The sequence below is a fragment of the Pseudomonas sp. P116 genome (assembly GCF_020149425.1).
Lineage (GTDB): Bacteria > Pseudomonadota > Gammaproteobacteria > Pseudomonadales > Pseudomonadaceae > Aquipseudomonas > Aquipseudomonas anatoliensis.
The window spans coordinates 277792-303683 of sequence record NZ_JACVHB010000010.1 but is presented as its reverse complement, the minus strand read 5'-3'; the positions used below and the strand labels follow the sequence as shown (position 1 = coordinate 303683).

Annotated in this window: 22 protein-coding genes; 5 read left to right on the top strand and 17 right to left on the bottom strand. The window is 59.9% G+C overall.

Going from position 1 to position 25892, the window contains the following annotated elements; all coding sequences use genetic code 11:
• Window positions 1-470: 470 nt before the first annotated feature.
• From ICA15_RS27935 to ICA15_RS27910, 6 genes are all read right to left on the bottom strand, one after another.
• The gene (locus ICA15_RS27935) at window positions 471-1859 is read right to left on the bottom strand and encodes a VOC family protein (RefSeq protein ID WP_210555063.1); all 1389 of its coding nucleotides are present in this window, start codon (window positions 1857-1859) and stop codon (window positions 471-473) included.
• Window positions 1860-1947: 88 nt separating this feature from the next.
• Complete coding sequence (gene glcF / locus ICA15_RS27930; protein ID WP_210555064.1) at window positions 1948-3168, bottom strand: glycolate oxidase subunit GlcF; 1221 nt, start codon at window positions 3166-3168, stop codon at window positions 1948-1950.
• Window positions 3169-3170: 2 nt separating this feature from the next.
• On the bottom strand, window positions 3171-4220 hold the full coding sequence (glcE, locus tag ICA15_RS27925) for a glycolate oxidase subunit GlcE (protein ID WP_210555065.1): 1050 nt from the start codon (window positions 4218-4220) through the stop codon (window positions 3171-3173).
• Window positions 4220-5719 (bottom strand): glycolate oxidase subunit GlcD, encoded by a 1500-nt coding sequence (gene glcD, locus ICA15_RS27920; RefSeq protein ID WP_210555066.1) that lies wholly within the window; start codon window positions 5717-5719, stop codon window positions 4220-4222. The genes glcE and glcD overlap by 1 nt, the downstream gene beginning before the upstream one ends.
• 130 nt (window positions 5720-5849) lie before the next feature.
• Window positions 5850-6776 carry an alpha/beta fold hydrolase gene (locus ICA15_RS27915; protein ID WP_210555067.1) on the bottom strand — a complete coding sequence of 309 codons (927 nt, stop codon included), beginning with the start codon at window positions 6774-6776 and terminating at the stop codon, window positions 5850-5852.
• 21 nt (window positions 6777-6797) lie between these two features.
• A complete protein-coding gene (locus ICA15_RS27910; RefSeq protein ID WP_210555068.1) occupies window positions 6798-8252 on the bottom strand; it encodes a flavin-containing monooxygenase in 1455 nt (484 codons plus the stop codon).
• Between the two features lie 315 nt (window positions 8253-8567).
• On the opposite strand from ICA15_RS27910, the gene ICA15_RS27905 reads away from it, so the two are divergent.
• A complete protein-coding gene (locus ICA15_RS27905) occupies window positions 8568-9641 on the top strand; it encodes a diguanylate cyclase (RefSeq protein ID WP_210555069.1) in 1074 nt (357 codons plus the stop codon).
• A gap of 521 nt (window positions 9642-10162) precedes the next feature.
• Here ICA15_RS27905 and ICA15_RS27900 read toward each other — a convergent pair.
• The 8 genes from ICA15_RS27900 to ICA15_RS27865 form a co-directional block, all read right to left on the bottom strand.
• Window positions 10163-11032, bottom strand: coding sequence for an oxaloacetate decarboxylase (locus ICA15_RS27900; RefSeq protein ID WP_042559747.1), 870 nt, complete (start codon window positions 11030-11032; stop codon window positions 10163-10165).
• Window positions 11033-11429: 397 nt separating this feature from the next.
• On the bottom strand, window positions 11430-12464 hold the full coding sequence (gene astA / locus ICA15_RS27895; protein WP_150604532.1) for an arginine N-succinyltransferase: 1035 nt from the start codon (window positions 12462-12464) through the stop codon (window positions 11430-11432).
• Between the two features lie 61 nt (window positions 12465-12525).
• Window positions 12526-13542: an arginine N-succinyltransferase gene (locus tag ICA15_RS27890; protein WP_210555070.1), complete on the bottom strand. Its 1017-nt coding sequence runs from the start codon at window positions 13540-13542 to the stop codon at window positions 12526-12528.
• Window positions 13543-13660: 118 nt separating this feature from the next.
• Window positions 13661-15010 (bottom strand): APC family permease, encoded by a 1350-nt coding sequence (locus ICA15_RS27885; RefSeq protein ID WP_210555071.1) that lies wholly within the window; start codon window positions 15008-15010, stop codon window positions 13661-13663.
• Window positions 15011-15091: 81 nt separating this feature from the next.
• Window positions 15092-15844, bottom strand: a complete 753-nt coding sequence (locus tag ICA15_RS27880; protein ID WP_150616488.1) for an N-formylglutamate amidohydrolase — start codon at window positions 15842-15844, stop codon at window positions 15092-15094.
• On the bottom strand, window positions 15828-17159 hold the full coding sequence (locus ICA15_RS27875) for a glutamine synthetase family protein (RefSeq protein WP_210555072.1): 1332 nt from the start codon (window positions 17157-17159) through the stop codon (window positions 15828-15830). Before ICA15_RS27875 ends, ICA15_RS27880 begins: the two co-directional genes overlap by 17 nt.
• On the bottom strand, window positions 17156-17800 hold the full coding sequence (locus ICA15_RS27870; RefSeq protein ID WP_210555073.1) for a cysteine hydrolase family protein: 645 nt from the start codon (window positions 17798-17800) through the stop codon (window positions 17156-17158). The genes ICA15_RS27875 and ICA15_RS27870 overlap by 4 nt, the downstream gene beginning before the upstream one ends.
• Window positions 17801-17802: 2 nt before the next feature.
• Window positions 17803-18657 (bottom strand): MurR/RpiR family transcriptional regulator, encoded by an 855-nt coding sequence (locus tag ICA15_RS27865; RefSeq protein ID WP_150604538.1) that lies wholly within the window; start codon window positions 18655-18657, stop codon window positions 17803-17805.
• A gap of 330 nt (window positions 18658-18987) precedes the next feature.
• On the opposite strand from ICA15_RS27865, the gene ICA15_RS27860 reads away from it, so the two are divergent.
• The gene (locus ICA15_RS27860) at window positions 18988-19557 is read left to right on the top strand and encodes a histidine phosphatase family protein (RefSeq protein ID WP_210555074.1); all 570 of its coding nucleotides are present in this window, start codon (window positions 18988-18990) and stop codon (window positions 19555-19557) included.
• Entirely contained in the window at window positions 19557-20312 is a 756-nt protein-coding gene (gene cobF / locus ICA15_RS27855; protein ID WP_210555075.1) for a precorrin-6A synthase (deacetylating), read from the top strand. Before ICA15_RS27860 ends, cobF begins: the two co-directional genes overlap by 1 nt.
• A 261-nt stretch (window positions 20313-20573) precedes the next feature.
• Here cobF and ICA15_RS27850 read toward each other — a convergent pair whose 3' ends face one another.
• From ICA15_RS27850 to ICA15_RS27840, 3 genes are read right to left on the bottom strand one after another with little or no spacing between them, the layout of a single operon-like run.
• Window positions 20574-21755, bottom strand: coding sequence for an acetyl-CoA C-acetyltransferase (locus ICA15_RS27850; RefSeq protein WP_210555076.1), 1182 nt, complete (start codon window positions 21753-21755; stop codon window positions 20574-20576).
• Between the two features lie 11 nt (window positions 21756-21766).
• Entirely contained in the window at window positions 21767-22432 is a 666-nt protein-coding gene (locus tag ICA15_RS27845) for a CoA transferase subunit B (RefSeq protein WP_150604542.1), read from the bottom strand.
• A 24-nt stretch (window positions 22433-22456) separates the two neighbouring features.
• Window positions 22457-23155, bottom strand: a complete 699-nt coding sequence (locus ICA15_RS27840; protein WP_150595564.1) for a CoA transferase subunit A — start codon at window positions 23153-23155, stop codon at window positions 22457-22459.
• A 308-nt stretch (window positions 23156-23463) separates the two neighbouring features.
• On the opposite strand from ICA15_RS27840, the gene ICA15_RS27835 reads away from it, so the two are divergent.
• Window positions 23464-24339, top strand: a complete 876-nt coding sequence (locus ICA15_RS27835; protein ID WP_150604543.1) for a LysR family transcriptional regulator — start codon at window positions 23464-23466, stop codon at window positions 24337-24339.
• Window positions 24340-24494: 155 nt separating this feature from the next.
• Window positions 24495-25853, top strand: a complete 1359-nt coding sequence (locus ICA15_RS27830; protein WP_210555077.1) for an MATE family efflux transporter — start codon at window positions 24495-24497, stop codon at window positions 25851-25853.
• Window positions 25854-25892 lie beyond the last annotated feature (39 nt).

The following is a 25892-nucleotide window of genomic DNA, read 5'->3' as shown; positions in this document are numbered from 1 at the left end:
GCCGGTAACCGACATGTACGCTGGTGTTGCCATGGGGTGCTCTCCTTGCGGATAAATTTAAGGTGCCCGGGAGGCGAAATCGCCCGGTGGGTGCCTGACTGTTATCAAGGAGCGTGCCAGGTTTTGCAAAGTCCCCGGAGCGCGGGGGGCAAAGTGCTCTGGACTGCGGTTGCGAGGGTTTTTTACACAGAATCGAAGGCGAAAGTGCGCAAGAAGTTGCGCAGTACTGCGCAACTTCTTGCGCACTTGGCTGCAGGCCTCGTGACGTATAGGCTGTAGCGCTTCAGAGGGGTGTTTTATTATGGGGTACTGCGCAACTTCTTGCGCAGTACGGCCGAAGGCCGTCACTGGCAGTGCGATGAGTCAAAAGCAAAAAGATCGCAGCCTTCGGCAGCTCCTACAGGAAAAATACATTCCAGATGTAAGAGCTGCCGAAGGCTGCGATCTTTTGATCTACCGACGACCTGCCGTTAGATTATTTTCAGGCCCAGCACTTGCGCGCATTCTTCAATCGAACGCCTCTGCGTCTCGGCATACAACCCCAACTCATCAATGGTCGGGCGCCCCAGCGCCTGTTCGAACGCCTGTCGATTGGAGTGCTCGCCATAGTGCGCCTGCGCCGCATCCCCAAGGTTCGACTGAAAAATCCCCGCCGCACTGACCGGCAGGAAATCTTCGTACACCAGTGGCTCAGCTTTCACATAGCCATCGCGCAACAAGCCCTCCAGCGAGGTATCACCGAGACTACCCGCCCCCAAGCCTTTTTCAGTAGTGAAATAGCGAAAGTACGCCAGGCTCTGTTCACGCATGCCGTCGACGCTGTCGGGAAATTCGCCAAAGTGTTGAATCATCAGCGTGTTGTAGCGTGAGGCATTGCCTTCGTTGGGGAAATCACCGAGCTCATCGCGGGCAGCATTCAGTAATCGGTCATACAGCGCCCGGCCCTTGGGGGTCAGCGCGGCGCCGCGTTGTTCGATTTCGCCGAAACGCGCGCTGTGGCTGCCTCGGGTTTCGCTCTGATCGGTGAATGCGATTGGCTCATCCAGCGCTTTGAAACTGGTCTGGCGCAGCAGGATCGGGCATTGCCGGCGAGGCGGGCCTTCGACCACCGCTTTGGGCGTGATGCCATGGGCGGGCATCTGTTCCTGGACGATGTCGATGTCCAGCGTGCGTGGGGTCAGGTGATTGATGTGTGGGCCTTTGAACGCCACGACATCAGCGATCAACCGGTGTTGGGCGCTCAACGTCTGGTACTGCGCAGCGGTAACAGTTGCGCTGTGATGCCAGCGAAAGGTTTCCAATGCCTGTAGGACGAATTCCTGCGATTCGGTTTCGTCGAGTCCGCCAGCCGTTTCAGCTTGGGCGATCAAACGCAGCGCCGCGTCGGTAAAGATCGAACGTTTGGCCAGGACTGACTCGGCGAAAGCGCGCAGCTCAGGGTCTTCAATCAACTCCAGCCGCAACAACGACGTGAACACCCGGAACGGACTGGTCTGCAGCGCATCTTCATGCACCGCGCGAAATGCCGTGGAGTGCACCGGCACGCCCGCAGGCGTCAGGTCGTAGTAACCCACCGGTTGCATGCCCATGACCGCGAACAAGCGGGCGAGGGTGGCCAGTTCCGTCGCGGTGCCGACGCGGATGGCGCCATGGCGTTCCATGTCCAGGCGTTCGATTTCGCCGGTGCTGTCTAGCTGCCGAGCGATGCCTGGCTCACGGGAAAGCACGTCACGGTTGGTCTGTTCCACCAGTTCCATCAGTGCGCCGTACAGAGGCACCTCTTCGCGGTACATGTCGGACATCGCTTTGGAGAAGCGTTGGCGGATCAGGTCGGGGCTGACGAAAGGCTGCACGGTCATGAAATTAATTCCTGCCACGGTCACGTAATGGATAGGAGAAAAGATCGCAGCCTTCTCCTGCGCGGGCAAACGAAGAATCCTACGAACTTCATTCTGCCAACGACTGATCCACCAGTTCGATCCAGTGCAAAACCGGTGTGCGTCCGGCGCTGGCCAAGTGGCTCTGGCAACCGATGTTGGAGGTGACGATCAGCTGCGGGCGGCCGCTTTCCAAGGCATTGAGGCGGTTGTCGCGCAGTTGCCGCGCCAGTGTCGGCTGGGTCAGGGAATAGGTGCCCGCCGAGCCGCAGCACAAGTGGCCGTCCGGCACCGCCGTCAGGTTGAAGCCGAGGCGGGTCAGCACCGCTTCCACCGCACCGCCGAGTTTCAATGCGTGCTGCAAGGTGCACGGGCAATGCACGGCGATCCGCTGTTCGCTGGCGGCGCAGACCTGCTCCAGCGGTTCTTGCGCGAGAACCTGCACCAGATCGAGGGTCATTTCGCTGATCCGCCGTGCCTTGTCGGCATAGACCGGATCGGCCTCGAGCAAATGCCCGTAATCCTTGATGAACGCGCCGCAGCCGCTGGCGGTCTGCACGATGGCTTCGGCGCCGTTTTGCAGATGTGGCCACCAGGCGTCGATGTTCTGCCGGGCGCGGTCGAGGCCTTTGGCCTGGGCGTCGAGGTGATAATCCAGCGCACCACAGCAACCGGCCTCGGCTACCGGGATGACGCTGATGCCGAGTCGGTCGAGCACACGCGCCGCGGCGTCATTGGTGTTCGGCGACAAACCCGGTTGCACGCAACCTTCCAGCAACATGACGCGGCGCGCATGCCGAGGGGCGGGACGCAACCCCGACGTCAGCATGGGCTGCGGCAGTTTGCTTTCAAACATTCGCGGCAACAGCGGCCGAAACGTAGCGCCCACCCGCAGCAAACCTTTGAACAATCGCGGATTCGGCGCCAGTGCGCGCAGGCCTTCACGCAACAAGCGTTGCGCCGCCGGACGCGGCACCGCTTGATCAACCACGGCCCGACCGATGTCGAGCAAGTTGTGATAGTCGACGCCGGACGGGCAGGTGGTTTCGCAATTGCGGCACGACAGGCAGCGGTCCAGATGCAGTTGCGTTTGTGCGGTCGCCGGTGCGCCTTCGAGCACTTGCTTGATCAGATAGATGCGCCCGCGCGGACCATCGAGCTCATCGCCGAGCAATTGATACGTCGGACATGTCGCGTTGCAAAAGCCGCAATGCACGCAGCTACGGAGGATCTTTTCCGCCTCGGCGGCGCGGGGCAACTGTCGGGATTGCTCGCTGAGGGTTGTTTGCATGGCTAAAACTCCGCGTACATCCGGCCGGGATTGAACAGCCCTTGCGGGTCGAGTTGCGCCTTGAGTTGCCGGTGATAGCGCAGCAGCGTGGCGGGCAATGGCTGGAACGGTGACGAGGTGGCGCCATGGGTGAAGCAGGTAGCGTGGCCGCCGAGTTCCTGGGCAAGGATATGAATGTGTTGGCTGTCGGATTTCAACCAGCGTTGCGCGCCGGCCCAGTCGATCAGTTGCGCGCCGGGCAGATCCAACGCGCCGAGACTGTTCGGCAGCGACAGGCGCCACAATGGCAGGCCTTCGTCAAAGAATGGCGAACGTTGCTCGTTCAAATCACGCCAGAACAGCGAGTCCAGTGGTTCACCGCCCAAGCGTTGATGCGCCGCCGTCACCGAGCCCTCGCCACCCTCAAGTCGCAGATACAAACTGTCGCCATCGTGGCACGCGGCGCTGATTGGCAGCGGTTGCTGGCCCCATTCGGCGAGATTGGCCAGTGCCCGGGCGCAATCGATATCCAGGCGAATGCTCAGGCATTGCCGGGGTTTGGGCAGGACTTTGAGCGAGACTTCGGTGAGCACGCCGAGGCAGCCGTAACTGCCGGCCATCAGCCGCGAGAGGTCATAACCGGCAACGTTTTTCATCACTTCGCCGCCGAAACGCAGGTGTTGGCCCAGACCGGTAATCACTCGTGTACCCAGAACGAAATCGCGCACCGAGCCAGACCATGGCCGCCGAGGGCCCGACAAACCCGTCGCAATCATGCCGCCGACCGTGGCGCTTTCACCGAATGCTGGCGGCTCGCACGGTAACATTTGCCCGGCGGCATCCAGTGCCGCGAGCAACTCGGACAATGGCGTCCCTGCGCGCACGCTGACCACCAGTTCGGTCGGCTCATAGCGCACGATGCCGCGATGCACGCGGATGTCGAGTACCTCACCGGCCACTTCGCGACCGAGAAACGCCTTGCTGTTGCCGCCCTGAATTCTCAGTGGCGTGGCATTGGCCCGCGCTACATTGACCTGATCGAGCAGGATGCTGGCGCCGTCGAAGTCAGCCATCAGAAGCGCTCCAGCTCGGGAAATGGCAGTTGCCCGGCATGAATGTGCATCGCGCCAAACTCGGCACAGCGGTGCAGTGTCGGGATGTTCTTGCCGGGGTTGAGCAGACCTTGCGGGTCGAACGCGGCTTTGACGGCGTGGAAAAGGCTCAATTCTTCGTTATTGAATTGCGCGCACATCTGATTGATTTTTTCGCGGCCGACCCCGTGTTCGCCGGTGATGCTGCCGCCGACCTGCACGCACAATTCCAGAATTTTGCCGCCCAGGGCTTCGGCGCGGTGCAGTTCGCCGGGCTGGTTGGCGTCGAACAGAATCAGTGGATGCATGTTGCCGTCGCCGGCATGGAATACATTCGCCACGCGCAAACCGTATTCCTCGCTGAGGCGGGCGATGCCTTGCAACACGCCGGGTAATTCGCGCCGCGGAATGGTGCCGTCCATGCAGTAATAGTCCGGCGACAAGCGGCCGATGGCCGGAAAAGCGTTTTTGCGCCCGGCCCAGAAACGCACGCGTTCAGCTTCGTCACGAGCCTGACGCACCTCGGTTGCACCGGCCTCGGTCATCACGTCGCGAACCCGTTGGCAGTCGTCGTGGACATCCGCTTCGACGCCGTCGAGTTCGCACAACAGAATGGCTTCGGCGTCGACCGGGTAACCCGCGTGAATGAAGTCTTCGGCGGCGCGAATGGCGAGATTGTCCATCATCTCCAAGCCGCCGGGAATGATCCCTGCGGCGATGATTTCGGCCACGGCGCGTCCGGCCTTTTCCACGGAATCGAAACTGGCCAGCAGCACTTTGGCGACCTGCGGTTTGGGCAGCAGTTTGACCGTGACTTCGGTGATGATCCCCAGCAAACCTTCGGAACCGGTGAACAGCGCAAGCAAGTCGAAACCAGGCGAATCGAGGGCTTCGGAGCCCAGGGTCAGGCGTTCGCCTTCAATCGTCAGCACTTCGATTTTCAGCAGGTTGTGCACGGTCAGGCCGTACTTGAGGCAATGCACGCCACCGGCGTTTTCGGCGACGTTGCCGCCAATCGAACAGGCGATTTGCGACGATGGATCCGGCGCGTAATACAGCCCGAACGGCGCGGCGGCCTGGGAAATCGCCAGATTGCGCACGCCGGGCTGAACCCGCGCAGTGCGGGCGGCCGGGTCGATGTGGAGGATGGTGTTGAAGCGCGCCATCACCAGTAACAGGCCTTTTTCCAGCGGCAACGCGCCGCCGGACAAACCGGTACCGGCGCCGCGGGCGACCACCGGAACGTTTTGTTGATGGCAGAGTTTAAGCAGGGTTTGCACCTGCTCGAGCCGCCGGGGCAGGGCGACCAGCATCGGCGTGGTGCGGTAGGCGGATAGTCCATCGCATTCGTAGGGTTTGAGTTCTTCCTCGCGCCAGAGAATGTCGAGGTCGGGGATGGCCTGTTGCAAGGCCTTGAGCAGACCGGCCTTGTTGACGTCAGGCAGCGGACCGTCGAGGCGTTCGTCGTAAAGAATGTTCATCTCAACCTCTCAACCACTCCCCCTGTAGGAGCTGCCGAAGGCTGCGATTTTTTGATCTTGCTTTTGATTCTTAAAAACCAAAGTCAAAAGATCGCAGCCTTCGGCAGCTCCTACAGGGGTGTGCAGGTTTTCATTTTTGCTTGCCCAAAAACTCTCGATACAAGCGCGCGGTGTCTGCGGGCTGTTCGACCATTGGCATATGCCCGACGTGGTCCCACACATCCACCTGCAAATTGGCGATGCCTTTGCTCCAGATCGGCACGCTGCTGACATCGATCAAGCGATCCTTGCGGCCCCACAGCAGCAGCGATGGGCATTTGATGTCGGCCAGTTTTGGCTCCATCGGCGGGCTGGCGCGGAAATCGCGGAAGATCTCTTCCAGTTCATCGCGCTGGTTTTCATAACGCTGGGCGATCGCATCCAGCACGGGTTTCGGCACCCAGGGCGGCGAGGCCATGGTCATCGCATAAAACTGCTGGAATTCTTCCCGGGAGTTGATCAGAAACGGGTTGTGCCCACGGGCCAGGTGGCGCTCCATGTCGCTGACCTCGGGGGCGGTGACGCCGGCCGGGTCAATCAACGCCAGCGAAGCGATCCGCTCCGGATACGTTGCCGCCAGCCAGGCGGCGATGTAACCGCCCATGGAGTTGCCGATCACGTGGACTTTCTCCACGCCGCAGACGTCGAGCAACTGGATCATGCGCTTGGCCTGAACCGCAATGTCGTAGCCGCCACCCGCCTTGAAGCCGGTTTCACCGTGGCCGGCCAGATCCGGAATGATCACCCGGTACTCGCGCACGAAATGCCGGGAGAAGCGCAGCCACAGGTTTTTGTCGCCGCTATAGCCGTGCAGCATCAGGATCGCACTGGGCGCTTCATATGGCCCGCCCTGCCAGGTCGAGACTGTCATCTCGGCGATCGGCACTTCGATCTTGTGCAGTTTGTACAACTTGGCCTCAATGGCCATGTTCAGGTCATACAGCCAATGGCCGACCGCCGGATAACTCAACCAGCTCCAGGCCACGAACACCGCGAGGGCGACAAACAGCAAAAGCATCGACGTCTTCCTTATACGTAGTCAGGACAAAATGTGGTCGGCCGGTTTCAGCGCCCGGGTCAAACGGTGATAGCTGAAACTGAAGCCGGGAAACATCGCGATCACATGACCGCTCTTGCTTTGATACCAACTGTGGCAGCCGCCGGACTTCCAGACCGTGCGCTCCATCTCCCGGTGGATAATTGCAGTGTAGGTACGTTCTGCCTCGGGGCGCACTTCGATGCTGCGCAGACCTTTGGCTTGCACGGTGCGGATGCAGTCGATGATGTAGTTCATCTGCGATTCGATGATGAACAGCGCCGAAGTGTGGCCAATACCGGTATTGGGCCCGGTGACGATAAACAGGTTGGGAAAGTCCGGCAGGCTGGTGCCGAGGTAGGCGCGAGGATATTCGGCCCAGACATCTCTGAGTTGCACGGCGTTCTTTCCGCTGACGGGGTAGGAAATAACGCCGTCGGTAGCGTCATAACCGGTCGACCAGACGATCAGATCAACATCGATGTGCTCGCCGTCCTGGGTGTTGATTCCGCTTTCATCGATTGACGCGATGCCCTGCTCGCGGCTGTGCAGGCTGACATTGGGCCGGGTCAGTGCCGGGTAGTAGGTGCTGGAGACCAGCACCCGTTTACAGCCGATGGTGAAGTCCGGCGTGAGTTTTTGCTGGAGCACGGGATCGGGCACTTGGCGTTTGAGAAAGCGCAGCGCCTGTTTCTGCACCATGTGAATCGCCGGTTTCGAGTATTTGAAGGCGATCACCCGTGTCTCGAACTGCCAGTAAATCAACCAGCGCAGCAGTTTGTAGGCCGGTTTCAAACCGAGTAACCAGCGCTGAAACGGCCCGAATACGCGATCGGCTCGCGGCAGCACCCAATGCGGCGTGCGTTGGAATACATGCAGTTGCTCAACCTGCGGGGCGATCACCGGGATTACCTGCGCGGCGCTGGCTCCGCTGCCGACGATGGCCACGCGTTTACCGCGATAGTCGTAGCTGTGATCCCAATTGTTTGTATGAAATGTCTTGCCCTGAAAGCGATCCTGCCCAGGGAAGTGCGGGATTACCGGTTGGCTCAATGGCCCGCTGGCATTGATCAGGAACTGCGCATGGAACGTGCCTTTGGTGGCGGTGTGGACGGCCCAGCGTTTTTCCGTGTCATCCCATTCGACGTGTTCGACGTTGGCTTGCAGCTCCACGCGCTCACGCAGGCCAAACGTATCGATCACGTGCTCGGTATAGCGATGCAATTCCGCTTGTTCGGCAAACATCTGTGACCAGCGGTACGGCGCGAACGACAGCGAATAAAGCGGAGAGGGCACATCCACCGCCGCGCCGGGGTAGGTGTTCTGGCACCAGGTGCCGCCAAAAAAGTCGCGCCGTTCGAGCAAGCGAAAATCGTCGATCCCGGCCTTGAGCAGGTTGATCGCCGCGCACTGACCGCCAAATCCGCTGCCGATGATCAACACTTGGTAAGTCTGCATGGGCCTCCTTCTTATAGTTGTTTTTCCGTTTTACTCCTTTCATGTATAGCCAAAAATTTGCACTGTGCCCGGTCGCAAGGGTTACCGCATCTTTCCCCATTCCTCCGTCCACCCCAAAACCCTGTAGGAGCTGTCGAGTAAAACGAGGCTGTGATCTTTTGATCTTGTTTTAAGGTTCAAGATCAAAGGATCGCAGCGTGCCGCAGCTCCTGCATTCAGGGCGCTGACCGGTGATGGCTATTTAACGTTGCCCTGTTAGACTCCGAACACATCCGTCCTGCATTTTGCAGGTTCCGTCGAGTGGTCGAGGCCCTTATGGGAAAAACGGGAGGTAAGGGACTTTCACTGGCCAGGAGGCTGTACACATCGAGAACCCTCGGGCTGTTGCTTGGGCTTTTATGTGTGTCTGTGTCGATGTACTCGCTCGATCCGCCGTTGTGGGTCTGGGCGCTGATGTTGTCCAATGGCCTGGTCTGGCCTCATCTGGCTTATCAGCTGGCGCGCCGCGCTCGGGTGCCTTTTCATGCCGAACATCGCAACCTGTTGATCGACGCCTTTTTCGGTGGCTTCTGGGTCGCCGCCATGCACTTCAATCCACTGCCTACTGCAACAACCATCTCGATGATGGCGATGAACAACGTTGCCATCGGTGGGGCGCGTTTTCTGCTGGCCGGTTCTGCGGCGCAGCTGCTAGGCGTCGGCGTTGGGTTGGTGGTGTTTGCCCCGGCGTTCATTCCGCAAACCACGCCGGCGCAGATGTATGCCTGTTTCCCGCTGCTGCTGTTGTACCCGTTGGCGCTCGGCTGGATCTGCTTTCGGCAGGCCTACACGTTGGGCGTGCATAAACGTGAATTGCTGGCGCTGAGCCGCACCGACAGCCTCACTGGCCTGCTCAATCACGGTGCGTGGAAGGATCAACTGGAAATCGCCTTTCAGCGTTGCAAACGGCAGAAGCAGGGCGCGGCCATTGCGTTGATCGACATCGACCATTTCAAGGCAATCAACGACACCTACGGGCATGTGGCCGGCGATATTGTGTTGCGACAGTTGAGCAAGATGCTCAAGCAGAACCTGCGTGCGACCGACGTTGCCGGGCGTTACGGCGGCGATGAGTTCTGCGTGATTCTCCCGGAGTTGCCGCTGTTCAATGCCGCCCAGGCCATGGAAGCGTTGCGCGAGCGTTTCGCGACGTTGGGTTATGAGCAGAATCCGGCGTTGAAAGTCAGTTTGAGTATTGGCCTGGCGGCGTACGATCCGGCGCACCCCGATGCGACCCGTTGGCTCAGTGATGCCGATCAGGCGCTGTATGAAGCCAAGGCGAGCGGACGGAACCGGGTGATTTGTAACAGCGATAGTTTGCCAAAGCAGCCGTTGCTGGACTCGGTCTGAGATAAATCCCCCCTGTTGGAGCTGCGGGAACCTCGTCGGATTTGTGGTGTGGCCGCCCCTCACCCTAACCCTCTCCCGGAGGGAGAGGGGACTGACCGCGTTGTTTGCAGTCAATGCAGATCAATTTGAATTCACGATTTCCATTCAGCGCAGTGCATCACGTCGGCGCCGGTCCCGAGCATCTCTCAATCAGTTCCCTCTCCCTCTGGGAGAGGGTTAGGGTGAGGGCTATTTCGTAGGAAAAGTGGTCCAGCCTCAACCTCAAAGGCATTTCAGACGTTGACCTGACGCGGGTCACCAGCGCGGTGCACCTGTTGATGCGGGAAGGGTGTGCAATTCTGGATGTGATTCAAGCGCGGGCGGCGCAGCGGGAAGAGGCTTACAAAACACCGGTGTAGCGGCTGGCCCCTTCGCTGGCAAGCCAGCTCCCACAGGGTTTTATGGTGACCGCAAGTTTGTCGCCAATCACATAACCTGTGGGAGCCTGGCTTGCCAGCGATGGCGTCAGCTCGGCCAGCACATCACTCCTTGACGCTCATATATTCCTTCGCCCAGAGAATGTATTCCTCCGGCTGGGTGTAGGTGTGCGTCAGTTCGGTCGCGCTCAGGTCGGAGGCCTGGGTAAAGATCTGCCGCTGTTCACGCAAGCTGTCGTATGTGGCCTTGATCGCCGCGAAGTAAGCGCCGTGGCCGTCGATGGTCACGCGCACACCCAGTTCGGCCAGACGCTTGTCGTCGCGCAGCGCCGGGTTGCCGTAGGTGACCAGCATCAGTGGCACGGTCAGGTGCTCGGCGATCTGCTCTAGCTGATCGAAGTCCTGCACGCCAACCATGCAAATGCCATCGGCACCCGCACCCTGGTACTGGCGGGTGCGGCTGATGATTTCCTGGATCGGCAGGATCCCGGCATTGGTGCGGGCGATGATCGCCATTTCCGTGTCAACCCGGGCTTCCAGCGCCGCGCGAATTTTGCCAACGCCTTCGGCCACGGTGATCAGGTCGGTGGATTTGCGCCCGAATTGCGCGGGCAACAAGGTGTCTTCGATGGTCAGGGCGGCGACGCCGGCGCGTTCCAGTTCGACGATGGTGCGCATCACGTTGAGGGCGTTGCCATAGCCGTGGTCGGCGTCGGCAATCACCGGCAATTGGGCGACGCGGCCGATGCGGGTGGCTTGTTCAGCGAACTCGCTGAGGGTGATCAAGGCAAAGTCCGGGGCGCCCAGCACCTGCAACGAGGCCACGGAGCCACCGAGAATCCCTACTTCAAAACCCAGGTCAGCGGCAATCCGGGCGGACATCGGGTCGAACACCGAAGCCGTGTGGTAGCAAGTGTCGGAGGCCAGCAGTTGACGGAAATTGCGGCGCAAATCTTGATGAGAAAGCCTGGTCATACGAGTTCCACCAATACCAAAGGAATGGAACGGCTTGAGCAAAGGTGTCAACGCCGAAGGATGAAAAGGCTATCACGCGAATGGGTCAAGGATCATGACGAATTTTCGAGGGGGGCATTTTCAGATGATCTTTAGCTGAAAGGATTCATCTTTGGTGCGGGGATTTGACTGTGGGGAAGGATTTATCTGTGGTGAGCAGATCTGTAAGGGCAGGGAATTTACCTGTGGCGAGGGGATTTATCCCCGATGGGCTGCGAAGCGGCCCCCTTATCCGCACAACTGATTTTCTTTCGGGTACATCGCGGTTACCGGTTTTGCGACTGCTGCGCAGCCGATCGGGGATAAATCCCCCGCCACAGGAGGTTTTCCATAACGGGGAGAATGTGATCCCCGAGGTTCAGGCAGCCACAGCCTGTTGCTGTTGATTGGGCAGCATCACCGCCCGCACCGAATTCCCCGGTTGCAGCTGCAGGCGTTTGGCCGTGAGACGGTCGATGACCAGGCTGCTGCCGACCCGGCGCGCCGGTGCGACGGTGATACGGCAGTTTTCCAGGCGCCGGTTGTGGATCAGCCACAGCGGTGCCTGTTCGTCCGGGCTGCCAAGGCTCAAGGACAATTCCAGGCTGTCACGTACCGTGCGGATGTTGCGGATCGGCGCTTCAATGACCGGCCCACCGTCGAAAATATCGATATAGCCCTTGTGGGCGAAACCCTCGGCCTGAAGGATTTTCAGCGCCGGCTCAGTGTTCGGGTGCGCCTGACCGATGGCCGCCTGTGCCTGTTCGGTGAGCAGGCAGGTGTACAGCGGTTGGCGCGGCATCAGTTCGGCGATGAACGACTTGTTGCCCAGCCCCGACAGGTGATCGGCGTGGCAGAAATCCATCTGGAAGAAGTGCCGGCCAAGGCTGTCCCAGAACGGCGAACAGCCCGTTTCATCGGCGCTGCCGCGCAGTTCGGCGATCATCTTCTCGCCAAACAGATGCGGAAACTCGGCAACGAACAACAGGCGCCCCAGCGACAGCAAGCGACCGTTGCTGCCGTGGCGATGGTCATGGCCCAGGAACAACGAGCACAGTTCCGATTGCCCGGTCAGTTCGTTGTTGAGGAACAGGGTCGGGATCTGCCGTTGAATGCCCAGATCCGGCGCCGAACTCACGGTCAACCCGACCCGATAGTTGTACCAGGGTTCACGCAGGCCGACCGCCCCGGCCAACGCACTGACACCGACCACACGCATGTCATCGTCTTCGAGCACGAACAGATAATCGGCGTCGGCACGCTCGACCTGCTCGGCGAACGCACGTTGTGCCCAGCGCACCCGGTGGGACAGACGATCTTCATTGACCGGCAGGGTGGTGAACCCCGGGCCGGCCTGTTCTACCAGCGCCATCAAGGCTCGCAGGTCGCTGATTTTAACCGGGCGGACAATCATGCTGTAACTCCTTCTGCGCGCCTGTTCGGGCACTGTCGTTGAGTGCGGAACCGGGCGTGGTTCACAGGGCGATCAGCCGAATCGGGCTGCCATTGGTCACGTTCAGCGCCGCACACATTGCAGGGGTGAGGGACAGGGGTTGATCGGGTTGATAATCCAGTTCGGCGACGATGGCGCGAAAACCGTGCAGCGCATCATTGCTCAGCAGGTAACGGCCACGGGCATCAATGTGGGGTTGTTGCTGCACAGGCGCGATCTGGCTGCGGACGATCGAGTGGATGTTTGTCGTGCGTGCATACAGTGTCGGTCCGGCGTCGAACAGGTCGATGTAGCTGTTGGTTTCAAAGCCTTCACGCTCAAGAATGTCGAACGCTTCCTGGCCGTCCGGATGAATCCGGCCGATACAGTCCTGAGCCGCTTGCGGCAGCATCGGGACATAAATCGGGTATTGCGGAAACAATTCGGCGAGAAACGCGCGGCTTTGCATTCCGCACAGCCGCTCGGCTTCGACGTAAGGCAGATCGAAGAAGTGCTTGCCCAGTGCGTCCCAGAACGGCGAATGGCCGGTTTCGTCGCTGTAGCCGACGATTTCGGTGATCACTGCGTCGGCGAAGCGTTGTGCGTGGGCCGCGATGAACAGCAATCGTGCCCGCGAGAGCAATTCGGAAAATGGCGTTCGCACCAGCGCGGCGTCGATATGGAAACCGCGCAGCAGCGTGTGGTCGTTGAGGTCGTGACACAACGACAGCGCCGGCACACCGTGCTCGATGTTCAATTCCCGCGAGGCACTGGTGAAGTGACGGTTGCGCAGGCTGTAGAACGGTTCGTCGAAGCCGGCGGTGGCGAGAATCTCCGAGCAGCCGACCAGACGTTGACTGTCGAGCTCTTCGAGCACGAAGAAGTAGTTCTCCGGGCCGTGGGCCGTGGCGTCACTGGCAAACGAGGCACAGGAATTGGCGATTTTCTCGCGCAATCGCTCGCTGTCGTCCGGCAGGGAGGTTACCCCCACTAGACTGTCACGGGCCAATTGTTGGAGCTGGGTCAGGTCAGTCTGTTCGACTGGGCGTAAGACCAGCATGGATGTACTCCTGTATCAAAAGGTTCGGCAAATTTGCCGAACCTGACTATCACTGTCGGTTTCCACGCATTAAATCGGCGGTCGCCTGATTTGTTGTCAGACGCCGCTCTTTTTCTTGTCAGCCGTTGCTCGGGTCAGGCAGCGCGGTAGTGGCGCTGAATTTGTTGAGGAAGAACAGGTACACCAGGCCCAGAGCGATCCAGATCAGGCCGAGTTTCTGCGCATCGACACCCATGTTGACCATGATGGCCGCGACGATGATGAAGCCGATCACCGGACAGATCAGGTGGCGCACAACCTGACCGGACTTTTGCCGACGCCAGTAGTAGTTGATCACTGTCAGGTGCAGCAGCATGAAACCGCTGAGCGCGCCGAAGTTGACCAGCGAGGTCAGGGTGTCGACCGAGTTGATGAACAGGTAGCAGATCACCAGCGACAGCACCGCCACCAGATAAATGCTCATGTACGGCGTGTTGTGTTTCGGATGAACCCTGGCCAGTATTTTTGGCAGCTTGCCGTCACGGGCCATGCCGAACAGCAGGCGCGAGACCGCAGATTGCGAAGTGACCGCCACAGCGATACCCCAAGACAGCGCCGTGGTGATTGCCGTCAGGGTCACCAGCCAGCTTCCGGCTGCGAGTTCGGCGATTTCATAGAACGCGGTGTCGGCGGACTTGAAGCCCAGACCTGCTGCCAGATCGGTAGCGATCCAGGTTTGCACGACGAAAATCGTGCCCATCACCACCAGCGTGATCAACGCAGCTTTGCCAACACTACGACCCGGGTCGCCCTTGATTTCTTCGGCGAGGGTGGAAATCGCATCGAAGCCCAGGAACGACAGCACGGCAATCGACACGGCTTGCATCAGCAGGGCGAAGTTGAAGGTTTGCGGGTTGTACAGCGGCGCCAACGTCAGCTCGCCATTGCCGCCACCGTTGTGCAGGGCAGTCCAGGCGTAGAACAGGAAGATGCCCAGCACGACCAGTTGCGCCAGCAGAAAGACAATGTTCATCCGTGCGGTAAACGTGATACCGCGCAAGTTGACGAAAGTAGCGCTGACAAGAAATGCCAGAATGAAGCCGACTTTCGGAATGTCCGGGTACAAGTGGTTGAGCGCCATCGCCGCGTACACGTACAGCAGCGGTGGGATCAGCAGGTAGTCAAGCAGCATCAGCCACCCGGCGATGAAGCCGACGTGTTGATTGAGGCCGCGTTGCGCGTAGGAATACACCGAGCCTGCAACCGGAAAAGCGCGGGCCATGCTGCCGTAGCTCAACGCGGTAAACACCATGGCCACCATGCCGATGATGTACGCCAGCGGCACCATCCCCGGTGCCTCGGCGTTGACGTAGCCATACACGCCGAACGGGGCGATGGGGATCATGAAGATCATCCCATACACCACCAGGTCGGTGAGCGTCAGGCTACGTTTCAACTCTTGCTTGTAGCCGAATTCTTCAATTTCCATGAAGCGCAACTCCTTGTAAGCCAATCAGTCGTTTTAGTTGTTATATCGGTCCATCGTTTACAGCTTCAGCAGTGTTTTCCATTACAGCAGTGGCGCGAGGTATCCAGCCCAGCGCGACACCGCTTCAGGACTGCGCAGCAAGTCGTTGCGCACCTCGATCAGCACCGAATCCAGGCCACGGGCATCGCCGTGTACCGGGACTGTCATGTCGCCCAGCGGATCAATCCTGTACGGCTGATTACCCGCGACTACCAGCGGATGTGCTTCGAGGCCGTCGAGCACTTGTTGGGCGTAGGCCTTGGCCTGGCCAAACAGCACACCGACTTCCATGGTGCGCGGCTGGCCGTAATACACCGGCGTAAAGCTGTGAATCCCGACTATGCGCACCGGTTGGCCCTTGGCAATGCGCGCGTCGATCAGTGTTTGCAAGCGCGTGTGAAACGGCTTGAACAGCGTCTGCCGGCGGTACTCGCGCGTGGCTTCGTCCAGCTCGCGGTTGCCCGGCACCTGATAGATCTCGCTCTGCGCCGGAATGCTGTCGGGGGCATGTCGTGGCCGATTGAGGTCGATCAGTAGCCGCGAATAGTTGGCGCTCAACAGCGTTGCGCCGAGTGTTGCCGACAATTGCTCGGCCAGTTCCAGTGCGCCGATGTCCCAGGCGATGTGCTCGCGGGCGGCTGTATCGTCCAGTCCCAGATTGTTCAGGGCCTCGGGGATGTAGCAACTGGCGTGCTCGCACACCAGAATCAACGGATGCGTCGAGTCGGCGCGGCTCAGGTTGTAGACCGGTCTGGTAAACAACCCCAGCTCGGCGGATTCAGTACACGCGTGCATAGTGCTCACAAAGTTCAGCGATCGAGAGCTGTTCCGTCAGCGCCAGTTCCTCGGTTTTAAGGGCGTAATAACTGTCGAGCAACGGTTTGGGCAGCCATTCGTTGAGGGCTGCACTGTCGCGCAGGCAATCCAGTGCCTGAGCCAGCGAGGCGGGCAGTGCAACGATGCCCCGCGCCTGACGTTGCTCGTCATTGAGTGAATCGGGAATTTCATTGGTGATTGCGTTCAGCGCCAGACGCTGTTCGATGCCCAGTCGTCCGGCGATCAGCAGCACAGCCATCGCCAGATGCGGCGAGGCGGTGGCGTCCATGGCGCGAAATTCCAGGTTGAACTGCTTCGCCACGGATTTGCTGCCCAACGTCGAGGTCGGGCAGATGCGCAACGCCGCTTCGCGGTTCTGTTGCCCCAGGCAGGCGTAAGAGGCGCTCCAGTGATGTGGCTGCAAGCGCTCGTACGAGAGCGGTGTCGGTGCGGTGATTGCACACAGCGCCGGCAAGTAATGCAGGATTCCCGCCGCCCAATGCTGGCCGAGGCTCGACAGACCATTGCTGGTGCCTGCGTCGTAGAGCATCGGCTGGCCGTCCAGATCAAGCAGGCTGACGTGCAGGTGCACACCGTTGCACATCGCCTCCGCGGCAGTCTTCGGTGCGAAGCTCAGGTCCAGGCCCATCTGCCGGGCGATCTCACGGGCGATTTCGCGCACGTTCACCGCGCGGTCTGCGGCCGCGACGCCCAGCGCTGGTCGGCAAGTGATTTCGAATTGATGCTTGCCGTACTCGGGCAGAAACATCTCCGGCTCGACGCCGCCGGCACGCAGAGCGCTGAGCAGCCAGCCGCCGAACTCGGCGCCCTGACGCTGGGCTTCAAGCGAGAACGCCGGAGGTTCGGCAAGGTCTGCATGCAGGTTGAATTCGTGTTCGAACGCGGCGTTGACCTGCAAGCCCAAATCGTCGCGGTAACGCTCGACCTCATCGCGCAGCAGCGTGCGCGGGCAGGCGCCGAATGGCTGGCCATCGGTTTCGCGAAGATCGCCGTGGATGAAGTCCAGCGGCGGGGCGTTCACATCCGGCCCGTTGCTCACGGTGACGCGGCTGCTCAGATCCGGAACCAGGCGCAAGTCGCCATAAGCGCCCCACGGGCTGGTCGAAGCGATGGAATCCTGCGGGGTCAGGGCGCTGTTGGCTGGCACCCAGCCACAACCGGGGGCTTGGTAATGCTCAAGTTCGTCGGTGGGGAACGAGCGGCCACGGGTAATGCCGATCAGGTCAGTGGTGACGATAGTGGTCATCGGCAGCGGCGTCAGACGGGCGCTCATGGCTGCATCTCCTGCAACCGCCCGAGCACGGTGTCGGTGTCGGTAATCCAGCAGTAACCCTTGATCGCGTTCAGGCAGGCGTGATGGCGTTCGGCAGTGCGGGTGGCGCAGGCGTCCTCGACCAGGGTCACCAGATAACCGCGGTCGGCAGCGTCGCGCACGGCCATGTCCACGCACTGATCGGTAACGATCCCGGCGATGATCAAATGGCGGGTCGCGAGGTTGCGCAGCACATAGTCGATGTTGGTCGAGTTGAAGACCCCGGACGAGGTTTTCGGCAAGAAGATTTCGTTTTCTGCGGGCGCCAGTTCGGCGATGATCTGTGCCTGCGGGCTGCCTTTGGGGACGTTCAGATTCGACAGTTTGTGGTCCAGCGAACGGTCGCGGCCATCGGCGGTAAGGCTCTCGATGACGGTGTGCAGCACGTTCTGCTGCGCCTCGCGAAAGCCATTCAGCAGGCGTTGTTGATTAGGCACGACCTGCGTCTGGACGCGGTTCAGAAAGTATTCGCCATCCGGACTTGTGAGGTGAGGTTCAAACTGCGGATCGAGCCAAGCGTGCTGCATGTCCACCAGCAACAAGGCCGTATGGTCGGTGACAAATGGCAGGTCTCGCGGCGAGCGGTGTGGAAGGGTGAACATCCTTATTTATCCTCCAGAAGGTGCGTATTGAAGTCGTTGCGCAGGGCGTCGATGCCTTCCAGGCGATCGGCCAGATTCGTGGTGCGCAGGGTCAGGCTGGCGATCAGTGCTTCGACTTGCGCCAGCGCCGGCACCATGGTGTCGAACGGCGAGGCCGACTCTACGGGGGCGCTGATAATCAGGTCGGCTAGTTCGCGCAGTGGCGAGGCGTAGATGTCGGTGAAGAGCACCACTCGCGCGTTGTTGTTTTTCGCCGCGCTGGCCACGCGCAGGGCCTGGGACTGGTAGCGGCGATAGTCAAACAGCAACACCACATCCTGGCGTTGCAGATCGAACAGGCGATCAGGCAGTTGCGCGTTGTCTTCCAGTGCAAAGCAGCCGGTGCGCAGCAGGCGCAAGTGATTGAGCAAGTAGCTCGCCAGCAGGCTGCTGAAGCGTCCGCCGAAGCAGTGCACCTGATGCCGGGTATCGAGTAGCCAATCCGTGAGGATGCGCACGTCTTCGGGTTGAGTCAGCGATTGCGTTTCAACCAGCAGGCGATGGCTGTCGGCCAGATAATGACCCCAGGCGTCGTCCTTGTTTTGCTGGGCACGAGGTTGCAGCAGGGTGCGTGGTGAGCGCAGGCGATGATCCATGTCGCTGAGCAGCGCATCCTGGAACTCGGCGTAACCGCCGAAACCGAGTTTTTTCACCAGGCGCACGATGGTCGGGTCGCTGACGCCGGCGTGTTCGGCCAGACGTGCCATTGGTCCCAGACCGTTGCGTGGGTATTGATCAAGCAGGGCGCGAACGACTTTGCGTTCTGACGGTGTCAGATCGAGGCCGGGATCGGTGATCAGGTCTCTGAGAGGGGGCATCCTGGCTCCTGCTGGATGGGTGTGTCGAATTCGTTTCACAATCCGTTAAAACAGTATTTATGTAACTGACGCTACATGTCTAGTGAATTTTTCAGTGTGTTGAAAAGGCCCTGAAATGGGGCAAGATGCTTGTGTAACAAGGGCTACACGGTTGGCGACAAGCTTTGTAGTCCATCGCCCATGGGCATGTCAGACATTGCCGATTTTTTGGCATCTTAAAGTGATAAGGCGATGCAGCTAACAGCCTTAAAGCCCTTGAAGTACGGCACAATTGCCCACTAACCGGCATTGCGCCGTTGTTTTTCATGACTCTCGACAGAGTGATTGATTGTGCACACCACCCGTTTGACCCTGATGTGCCATGCGCGAACCGTCGCACAAAAACTGGCGCGTTTTCCTACGAATGAGCCTGTTGAAAATATCGGCCTGGCTTCTGACGTATTGGCTGCGCGCTTCGACGCCTCACGGCGCCTGACCTGTGCTCCTGAACTGCGTACACGTCAGACCGCCGCGTGGTTGGGTGCCGACGCACATATTGATCAAGCGCTGCGCGATTGCGATTGGGGGCAGTGGCACGGGCAGGCGATCAAGGATCTGCAACGCTCGCACCCCGCGGCGCTACAGGAATGGCTGGAAGATCCGCACGCCACGCCCCATGGCGGTGAATCGATCGCGCAGGTGTGCGAGCGTGTGTCGAGGTGGCTGGTCAGTCTGCAAACCACGCCGGGGCATGTGGTGGCGGTCACGCATCCGTTCATCATCCGTGCTGCGTTGATTCACGTTATGCAGGGCTCGGCGTTTCATGACATTGATGTCGAGCCGTTGTCAGCGGTTGAACTTCGCTTCACCGGGCGCTGGCGGCTACGCTTGCCAGGTCACGACATTGAAGGAACACGCTGATGAAGCAGCTGCTGGTGATCGGTATCGGCGCCGGTAATCCGGACTACATCACGATGCAGGCGGTGAAAGCGCTGAATCGGGTGGATGTGTTCTTTTTGCTGGATAAGGGCCAGAGCAAGGACAAATTGATCGATCTGCGTCGCGAGATTTGTCAACGCTATATCACCGATCCAGCGTATCGCTTCGTCGAAGCCCACAGCCCGGAACGCGAGCGCGGCGACGTGGACTACATCGCCAGCGTCGATGATCTGAACCGCACCAAGCAGCAAACCTTCGAACGGCTGATCAACGACGAATTGTCTGACGGCGAGTGCGGCGGTTTTCTGGTGTGGGGCGATCCGGCGTTGTACGACAGCACCCTCCGCATCCTGCACGCGATTCTGGCCTCGGGCCGCTGTGCCTTCGAGTTTGAAGTGATTCCCGGGATTACCAGCGTTCAGGCGTTGGCCGCGCAGCACAAAGTGCCGTTGAATACGATTGGCCGCTCCGTTGAAATCACTACTGGCCGGCGCTTGGCGGCAGGGCAGGTAAGTGATGCCGACAGTTTGGTGGTGATGCTCGATGCCGAAGATTCCTACCACCACGTGGCTGATCCGCAGACAGAGATTTTTTGGGGGGCTTACCTGGGCACGCCGGATGAGATCTTGATCAGCGGCAAACTCGGCGATGTGGCGGATGAAATCGAGCGGGTGCGCAAGGCTGCGCGGTTGGAGCATGGATGGATCATGGATACTTATTTGCTGCGCAAGCCCTAGATCTTTGGTGCTTGAATGGGCCCCTTCGCGAGCAGGCTCGATCCCACATCGACCTCTGTAGGAGCTGTCGAGTGAAACGAGGCTGCGATCTTTTGATCTTGTTTTTCAAGAGCAAGATCAAAAGATCGCAGCCTTCGGCAGCTCCTACAGTTGATCAGTGTCGTACACAAATCTTGCGGCGAACATTGATCCCCTAAGGATCTGTGTGTTGGGGAGACAGCGAGCGGATGTCGTGGATCCGCCCGCGGTCGGTAGTGCTCTTTATGCGCGTTCCAGCGCCAGGGCCACGCCCTGTCCGCCGCCGATGCACAGGGTCGCGAGACCTTTTTTCGCATCACGCTTGATCATTTCATGCAGCAAAGTCACCAGCACCCGGCAACCCGACGCACCGATCGGGTGACCCAGCGCGATGGCGCCGCCGTTGACGTTGACCTTGTCCAGATCCCATTGCAGGTCCTTGGCCACGGCCAGCGATTGCGCGGCGAAGGCTTCGTTGGCTTCGATCAGGTCGAGTTGCTCGATTGACCAACCCGCCTTGTCCAGGCAGCGGCGGGTGGCCGACACCGGGCCGATGCCCATGATCGCCGGGTCAACGCCCGCGTTGGCGTAGGCAGCGATGGTCGCCAGTACTGGCAGGCCCAGGGATTTGGCTTTTTCGGCGCTCATCAGGATTACCGCAGCGGCGCCGTCGTTCAGCGACGATGCGTTGCCGGCTGTAACACTGCCGTCCTTTTTGAACGCCGGGCGCAGTTTGGCCAGCGATTCAGCGGTGGTCTCGCCACGCGGTTGTTCGTCGACCTTGAAGGCGACCGGATCGCCTTTGCGCTGCGGGATCAGGATCGGGGTGATTTCATCGACAAAACGCCCGGCCTCGATGGCGGCAGCGGCTTTGCGCTGGGAGGCGGCAGCGAAGGCGTCCTGCTGTTCGCGGCTGATCTCATATTTGTCGACGAGGTTTTCCGCGGTGATGCCCATGTGGTAATCGTTGAACGCATCCCACAGGCCATCGCTGATCATGGTGTCGACGATTTGCGCGTGACCCATGCGCAGACCTGTGCGCGCGCCCGGCATTACGTAGTTGGACAGGCTCATGTTTTCCTGGCCGCCGGCGATAATCACGTCGGCGTCACCGCAGCGGATCGCTTGCGCACCGAGGTGCAAAGCCTTGAGGCCCGAGCCGCAGACCTTGTTCAGGGTCATGGCCGGCACCGCGTGGGGCAGGCCAGCCTTGATGGCGGCCTGACGCGCCGGGTTCTGGCCGGCGCCGGCGGTCAGCACCTGGCCCATGATCACTTCATCGACCTGCGCACCGTCCAGACCAGTCTGTTCGAGCAACTGGCGAATCACCGCTGCGCCCAGATCAACCGCGGATACGCTGGCAAGGGAACCCTGGAAACTGCCGATCGCGGTACGCGTAGCGGCAACAATGACGACGTCTTGCATTTTCAAATTCCTCACTGGGCAGCGAACTGCATTTCCGGCACATGATCAGGCACGATCAGTTTACCGGCGGTTTTGGCCACGATCTCTTCAACACTGACACCCGGCGCGCGTTCTTTGAGAATGAATGCGCCGTTCTCGATTTCCAGATAGGCGAGGTCGGTCAGCACACGCTTGATGCACCCGGCGCCGGTCAGCGGCAGGCTGCAACGGGCTAAGAGTTTGGACTCACCGTCCTTGGACGCGTGGGTCATGATCACGATGATGTTGTCCGCACCGGCCACCAGATCCATCGCGCCGCCCATGCCCTTGACCAGTTTGCCGGGGATCATCCACGAGGCGATATTGCCTTCGACGTCCACCTCAAACGCGCCCAGCACGGTGAGGTCGACATGGCCGCCGCGGATCATCGCGAAGGATTCGGCCGAGGAAAAAATCGAAGCGCCGATACGCGCGGTCACGGTTTGCTTTCCGGCGTTGATCATGTCGGCATCGATGGTTTCTTCCGTAGGAAAAGGACCCATGCCGAGCAGGCCGTTTTCCGACTGCAGCATGACTTCCATGCCTTCGGGAATGTAATTGGCGACCAGGGTCGGAATGCCGATGCCGAGGTTGACGTAGTAGCCGTCCTGCATTTCGCGGGCGACGCGCTGAGCCATTTGTTCGCGGGTAAGTGCCATGTTGTTGTTCTCCGTAGGCCTGAATTATTTGCGGATGGTGCGCTGTTCGATGCGTTTTTCGAACGTGCCGCAAATGACCCGGTCGACGTAGATGCCGGGAGTGTGGATGTGTGCCGGATCCAGCTCGCCGGGCTCGACGATTTCTTCGACTTCGACCACGGTGATCTTGCCGGCGGTGGCGGCCAGCGGATTGAAGTTCTGCGCGGTATGGCGATAGATGACGTTGCCGAAATGATCGGCTTTCCAGCCTTTGACGATGGCGAAGTCGCCAGTGATGGACTCTTCCATCAGGTACTTGCGACCGTTGAATTCACGCACTTCCTTGCCATCGGCCACCGGAGTGCCGACGCCAGTCGCCGTGAAGAAGGCCGGAATGCCAGCCCCGCCTGCACGCATTTTCTCGGCGAGGGTGCCTTGCGGGGTCAGGGTAACTTCGATTTCGCCTTTGAGCAGTTGCTCTTCGAACAGCTTGTTTTCGCCGACGTACGAGGCGACGACTTTGCTGATCTGGCGGTCGGTCAGCAGCACGCCGAGGCCAAAACCGTCGACGCCGCAGTTGTTGGAGACGACGGTGAGGTCGCGTGTGCCCTTGCGCTTGATCTCGGCGATCAGGTTTTCCGGAATCCCACACAGACCGAAGCCGCCAGCGATAACGGTCATGCCGTCTTCAAGCCCGGCGAGGGCTTCCTCATAGGAACTCACGCGCTTGTCGAAACCTGCCATATGCACCTCTTTTATTATTTGCGGGCGGCTGGCTAGCCGAATGGTTGGAGTGTCTCGCTGAAGGATATATTTGTTAAGTTGATTTTTAAGGTTGATTGATAGATAAAACTCAATAATCGCTAAGCTCACTGAATCGACGATTTTGCCTAATGGCCGAATCGACGAAATCCTGTAGGAGCTGCCGAAGGCTGCGATCTTTTGATCTTGACCCTTGAACATTCAGAACAAAATCAAAAGATCGCAGCCTTCGGCAGCTCCTACAGTTTTAACCGCGTTTATCCAGGCAGCATCGCAGGAAGCTATCCAGTATGACCATCAAACAAATCCGTGCCTTTCTTGCTGTGGCCCAGAGCCTGAGTTTTGCCGTGGCCTGCGAGCGGTTGCACCTGTCGCAATCGGCGCTGAGCCTGACCATCAAAGCCCTGGAAGAGGGCTTGGGTGGACGGCTGTTCAGCCGCAACACGCGCAATGTGGCGTTGACCGCAGAAGGTGAATCCCTGCTGCCGCTGGCCCGACGCCTGATTGCCGACTGGGACAACGCCGAAGACGAAATGCGTCAGCGCTTCAGCCTGCAACGCGGGCGGGTGACGCTGGCGGCAATGCCGTCGTTTGCCGGCAACCTGCTGCCGCCGATCCTCAAGACCTTTCGCGCGCGCTATCCCAACGTCAACGTGACGGTCAACGATGTGATCAACGAGCAGGTGCTGGAGATGGTGCGCGACCGTCAGGTGGAACTGGGCGTGGCGTTCGAACCGATGCAGAACACCTCGATGACATTCACACCGCTTTACATGGATCGGTTCGTCGCGGTGGTGCCGCAGGATTCCCCGCTGGCCGCCCGTACCGAGATCGACTGGCAGACGTTGTTACAGGAACCGTTCATTACCTTGCAGCGGCCGTCCACGGTGCGGGTGATGCTCGAAGAGCACTTGCAGGCGCGGGGCATGAAGTTGCCGGTGGAGTTTGAAAGCCACCAACTGGCAACAGTCGGGCGGATGGTTGCCAGTGGGCTGGGCGTGAGCGCTGTGCCGGCGCTGTGTGCCGAGCAGATGCAGGAATTGGGTGCGCGCTGCCTGACGTTGAATGACTCGGTGGAGCGGGCGATTGGCGTGCTGACTGAACCGGGCAATGAACTGTCGGCGGCGGCGCAGGCACTCTTCGACATCCTCAGGGCTGAGTATTGAACGCTGCCGCAGGCTGCGATCTTTTGATCTTCGCCCGTTCTCAATCTTGATGGGGAAATATAAACACCTGTCTTAAATGTTAATTGCACCCCGCTCACAACTCACCGAAGCTATCCTTCATCAGCTCTCCCGCCGTCGAGATGGACCTCTATTCAATGCAGACCCCCAGCGTCACCAAACCCCTCTGGCAAACCTACCTGCTGTTTCTGGCGCCGATGGTGCTGTCCAACTTCCTGCAGTCCATGTCGGGTACGGTCAACAGCATTTACATCGGCCAGATGCTTGGCACTCAGGCGCTGGCGGCGGTGTCGGGGATGTTTCCCGTGGTGTTCTTCTTTATCGCGCTGGTGATCGGCCTCGGCGCGGGTGCGGGTGTGTTGATCGGTCAGGCCTGGGGGGCGCGTGAGCCGCACATGGTCAAGGCGATTGCCGGGGCGACGCTGTTGCTGGGTGTATTGATTGGTCTGGTCGCGGCGGTGTTGGGCAGTGTGTTTGCGCGGCAGGCGCTGACGGGGTTGGGGACGCCCGCGGATGTCCTGGACGATGCGGTGGCATACGCCCACGTGATGATGTGGATTCTGCCGTCGCTGCTGGTGTTTGTGCTGTTCACGCAGTTGTTGCGCGGGGTCAGCGATACGGTGTCGCCGTTGCTGGCGCTGGTAGTGTCGACCTGTGTCGGGCTGGCGCTGACGCCGGCATTCATTCGTGGCTGGTTCGGCTTGCCGCAACTGGGCATTCAGAGTGCAGCGTATGCGGGGCTCGCGGGTAACCTGGCGGCGATGGCGTGGCTGGCGTGGCGGCTGATTCGCAAGAACCATCCACTGGCGCCGGACCGCGAATTTTTTGCGGCGTTGCGGCTCGACAGGGTGATCCTTGGCAAAGTCTTGCGTATCGGTTTGCCGACCGGCGTGCAGATGATTGTGTTGTCGCTGTCGGAATTGGTCATCCTGGCCTTGGTCAACCAGCACGGCTCGCAAGCGACGGCGGCGTACGGCGCGGTGACGCAAATCGTCAACTATGTGCAGTTCCCGGCGTTGTCGATTGCGATCACCGCTTCGATCCTCGGCGCACAGGCCATCGGCGCGGGGCGACTGGAACGGATGGGTCCGATCTTGCGCACCGGTCTGTTGATCAACGTGTGTTTAACCGGCGGCTTGATCGTGCTGGGTTACCTGTTGTCGCACTGGTTGCTCGGCTTGTTCCTGACCGAGGATTCCACCCGGGCAATGGCCGAGCATCTGTTGCACATCATGCTCTGGAGCCTGTTGGTGTTCGGCTTCCAGGCGATCATCGGCGGCATCATGCGCGCCAGTGGCACGGTGCTGGTGCCGGTGGTGATCGCTATTGTCTGCGTGGTGGGCGTGCAATTGCCGGCGGCCTATTGGCTGGACGGGCAGTTTGGTTTGCAAGGTGTCTGGATGGCGTTCCCGGTGGCTTACCTGGGGATGCTGGTGTTGCAGACGCTGTATTACAAACTGGTCTGGCAGCATCAGAAAATCGAACGTTTGGTTTGATCTGTGTAGGAGCTGCCGCAGGCTGCGATCTTTTGACTT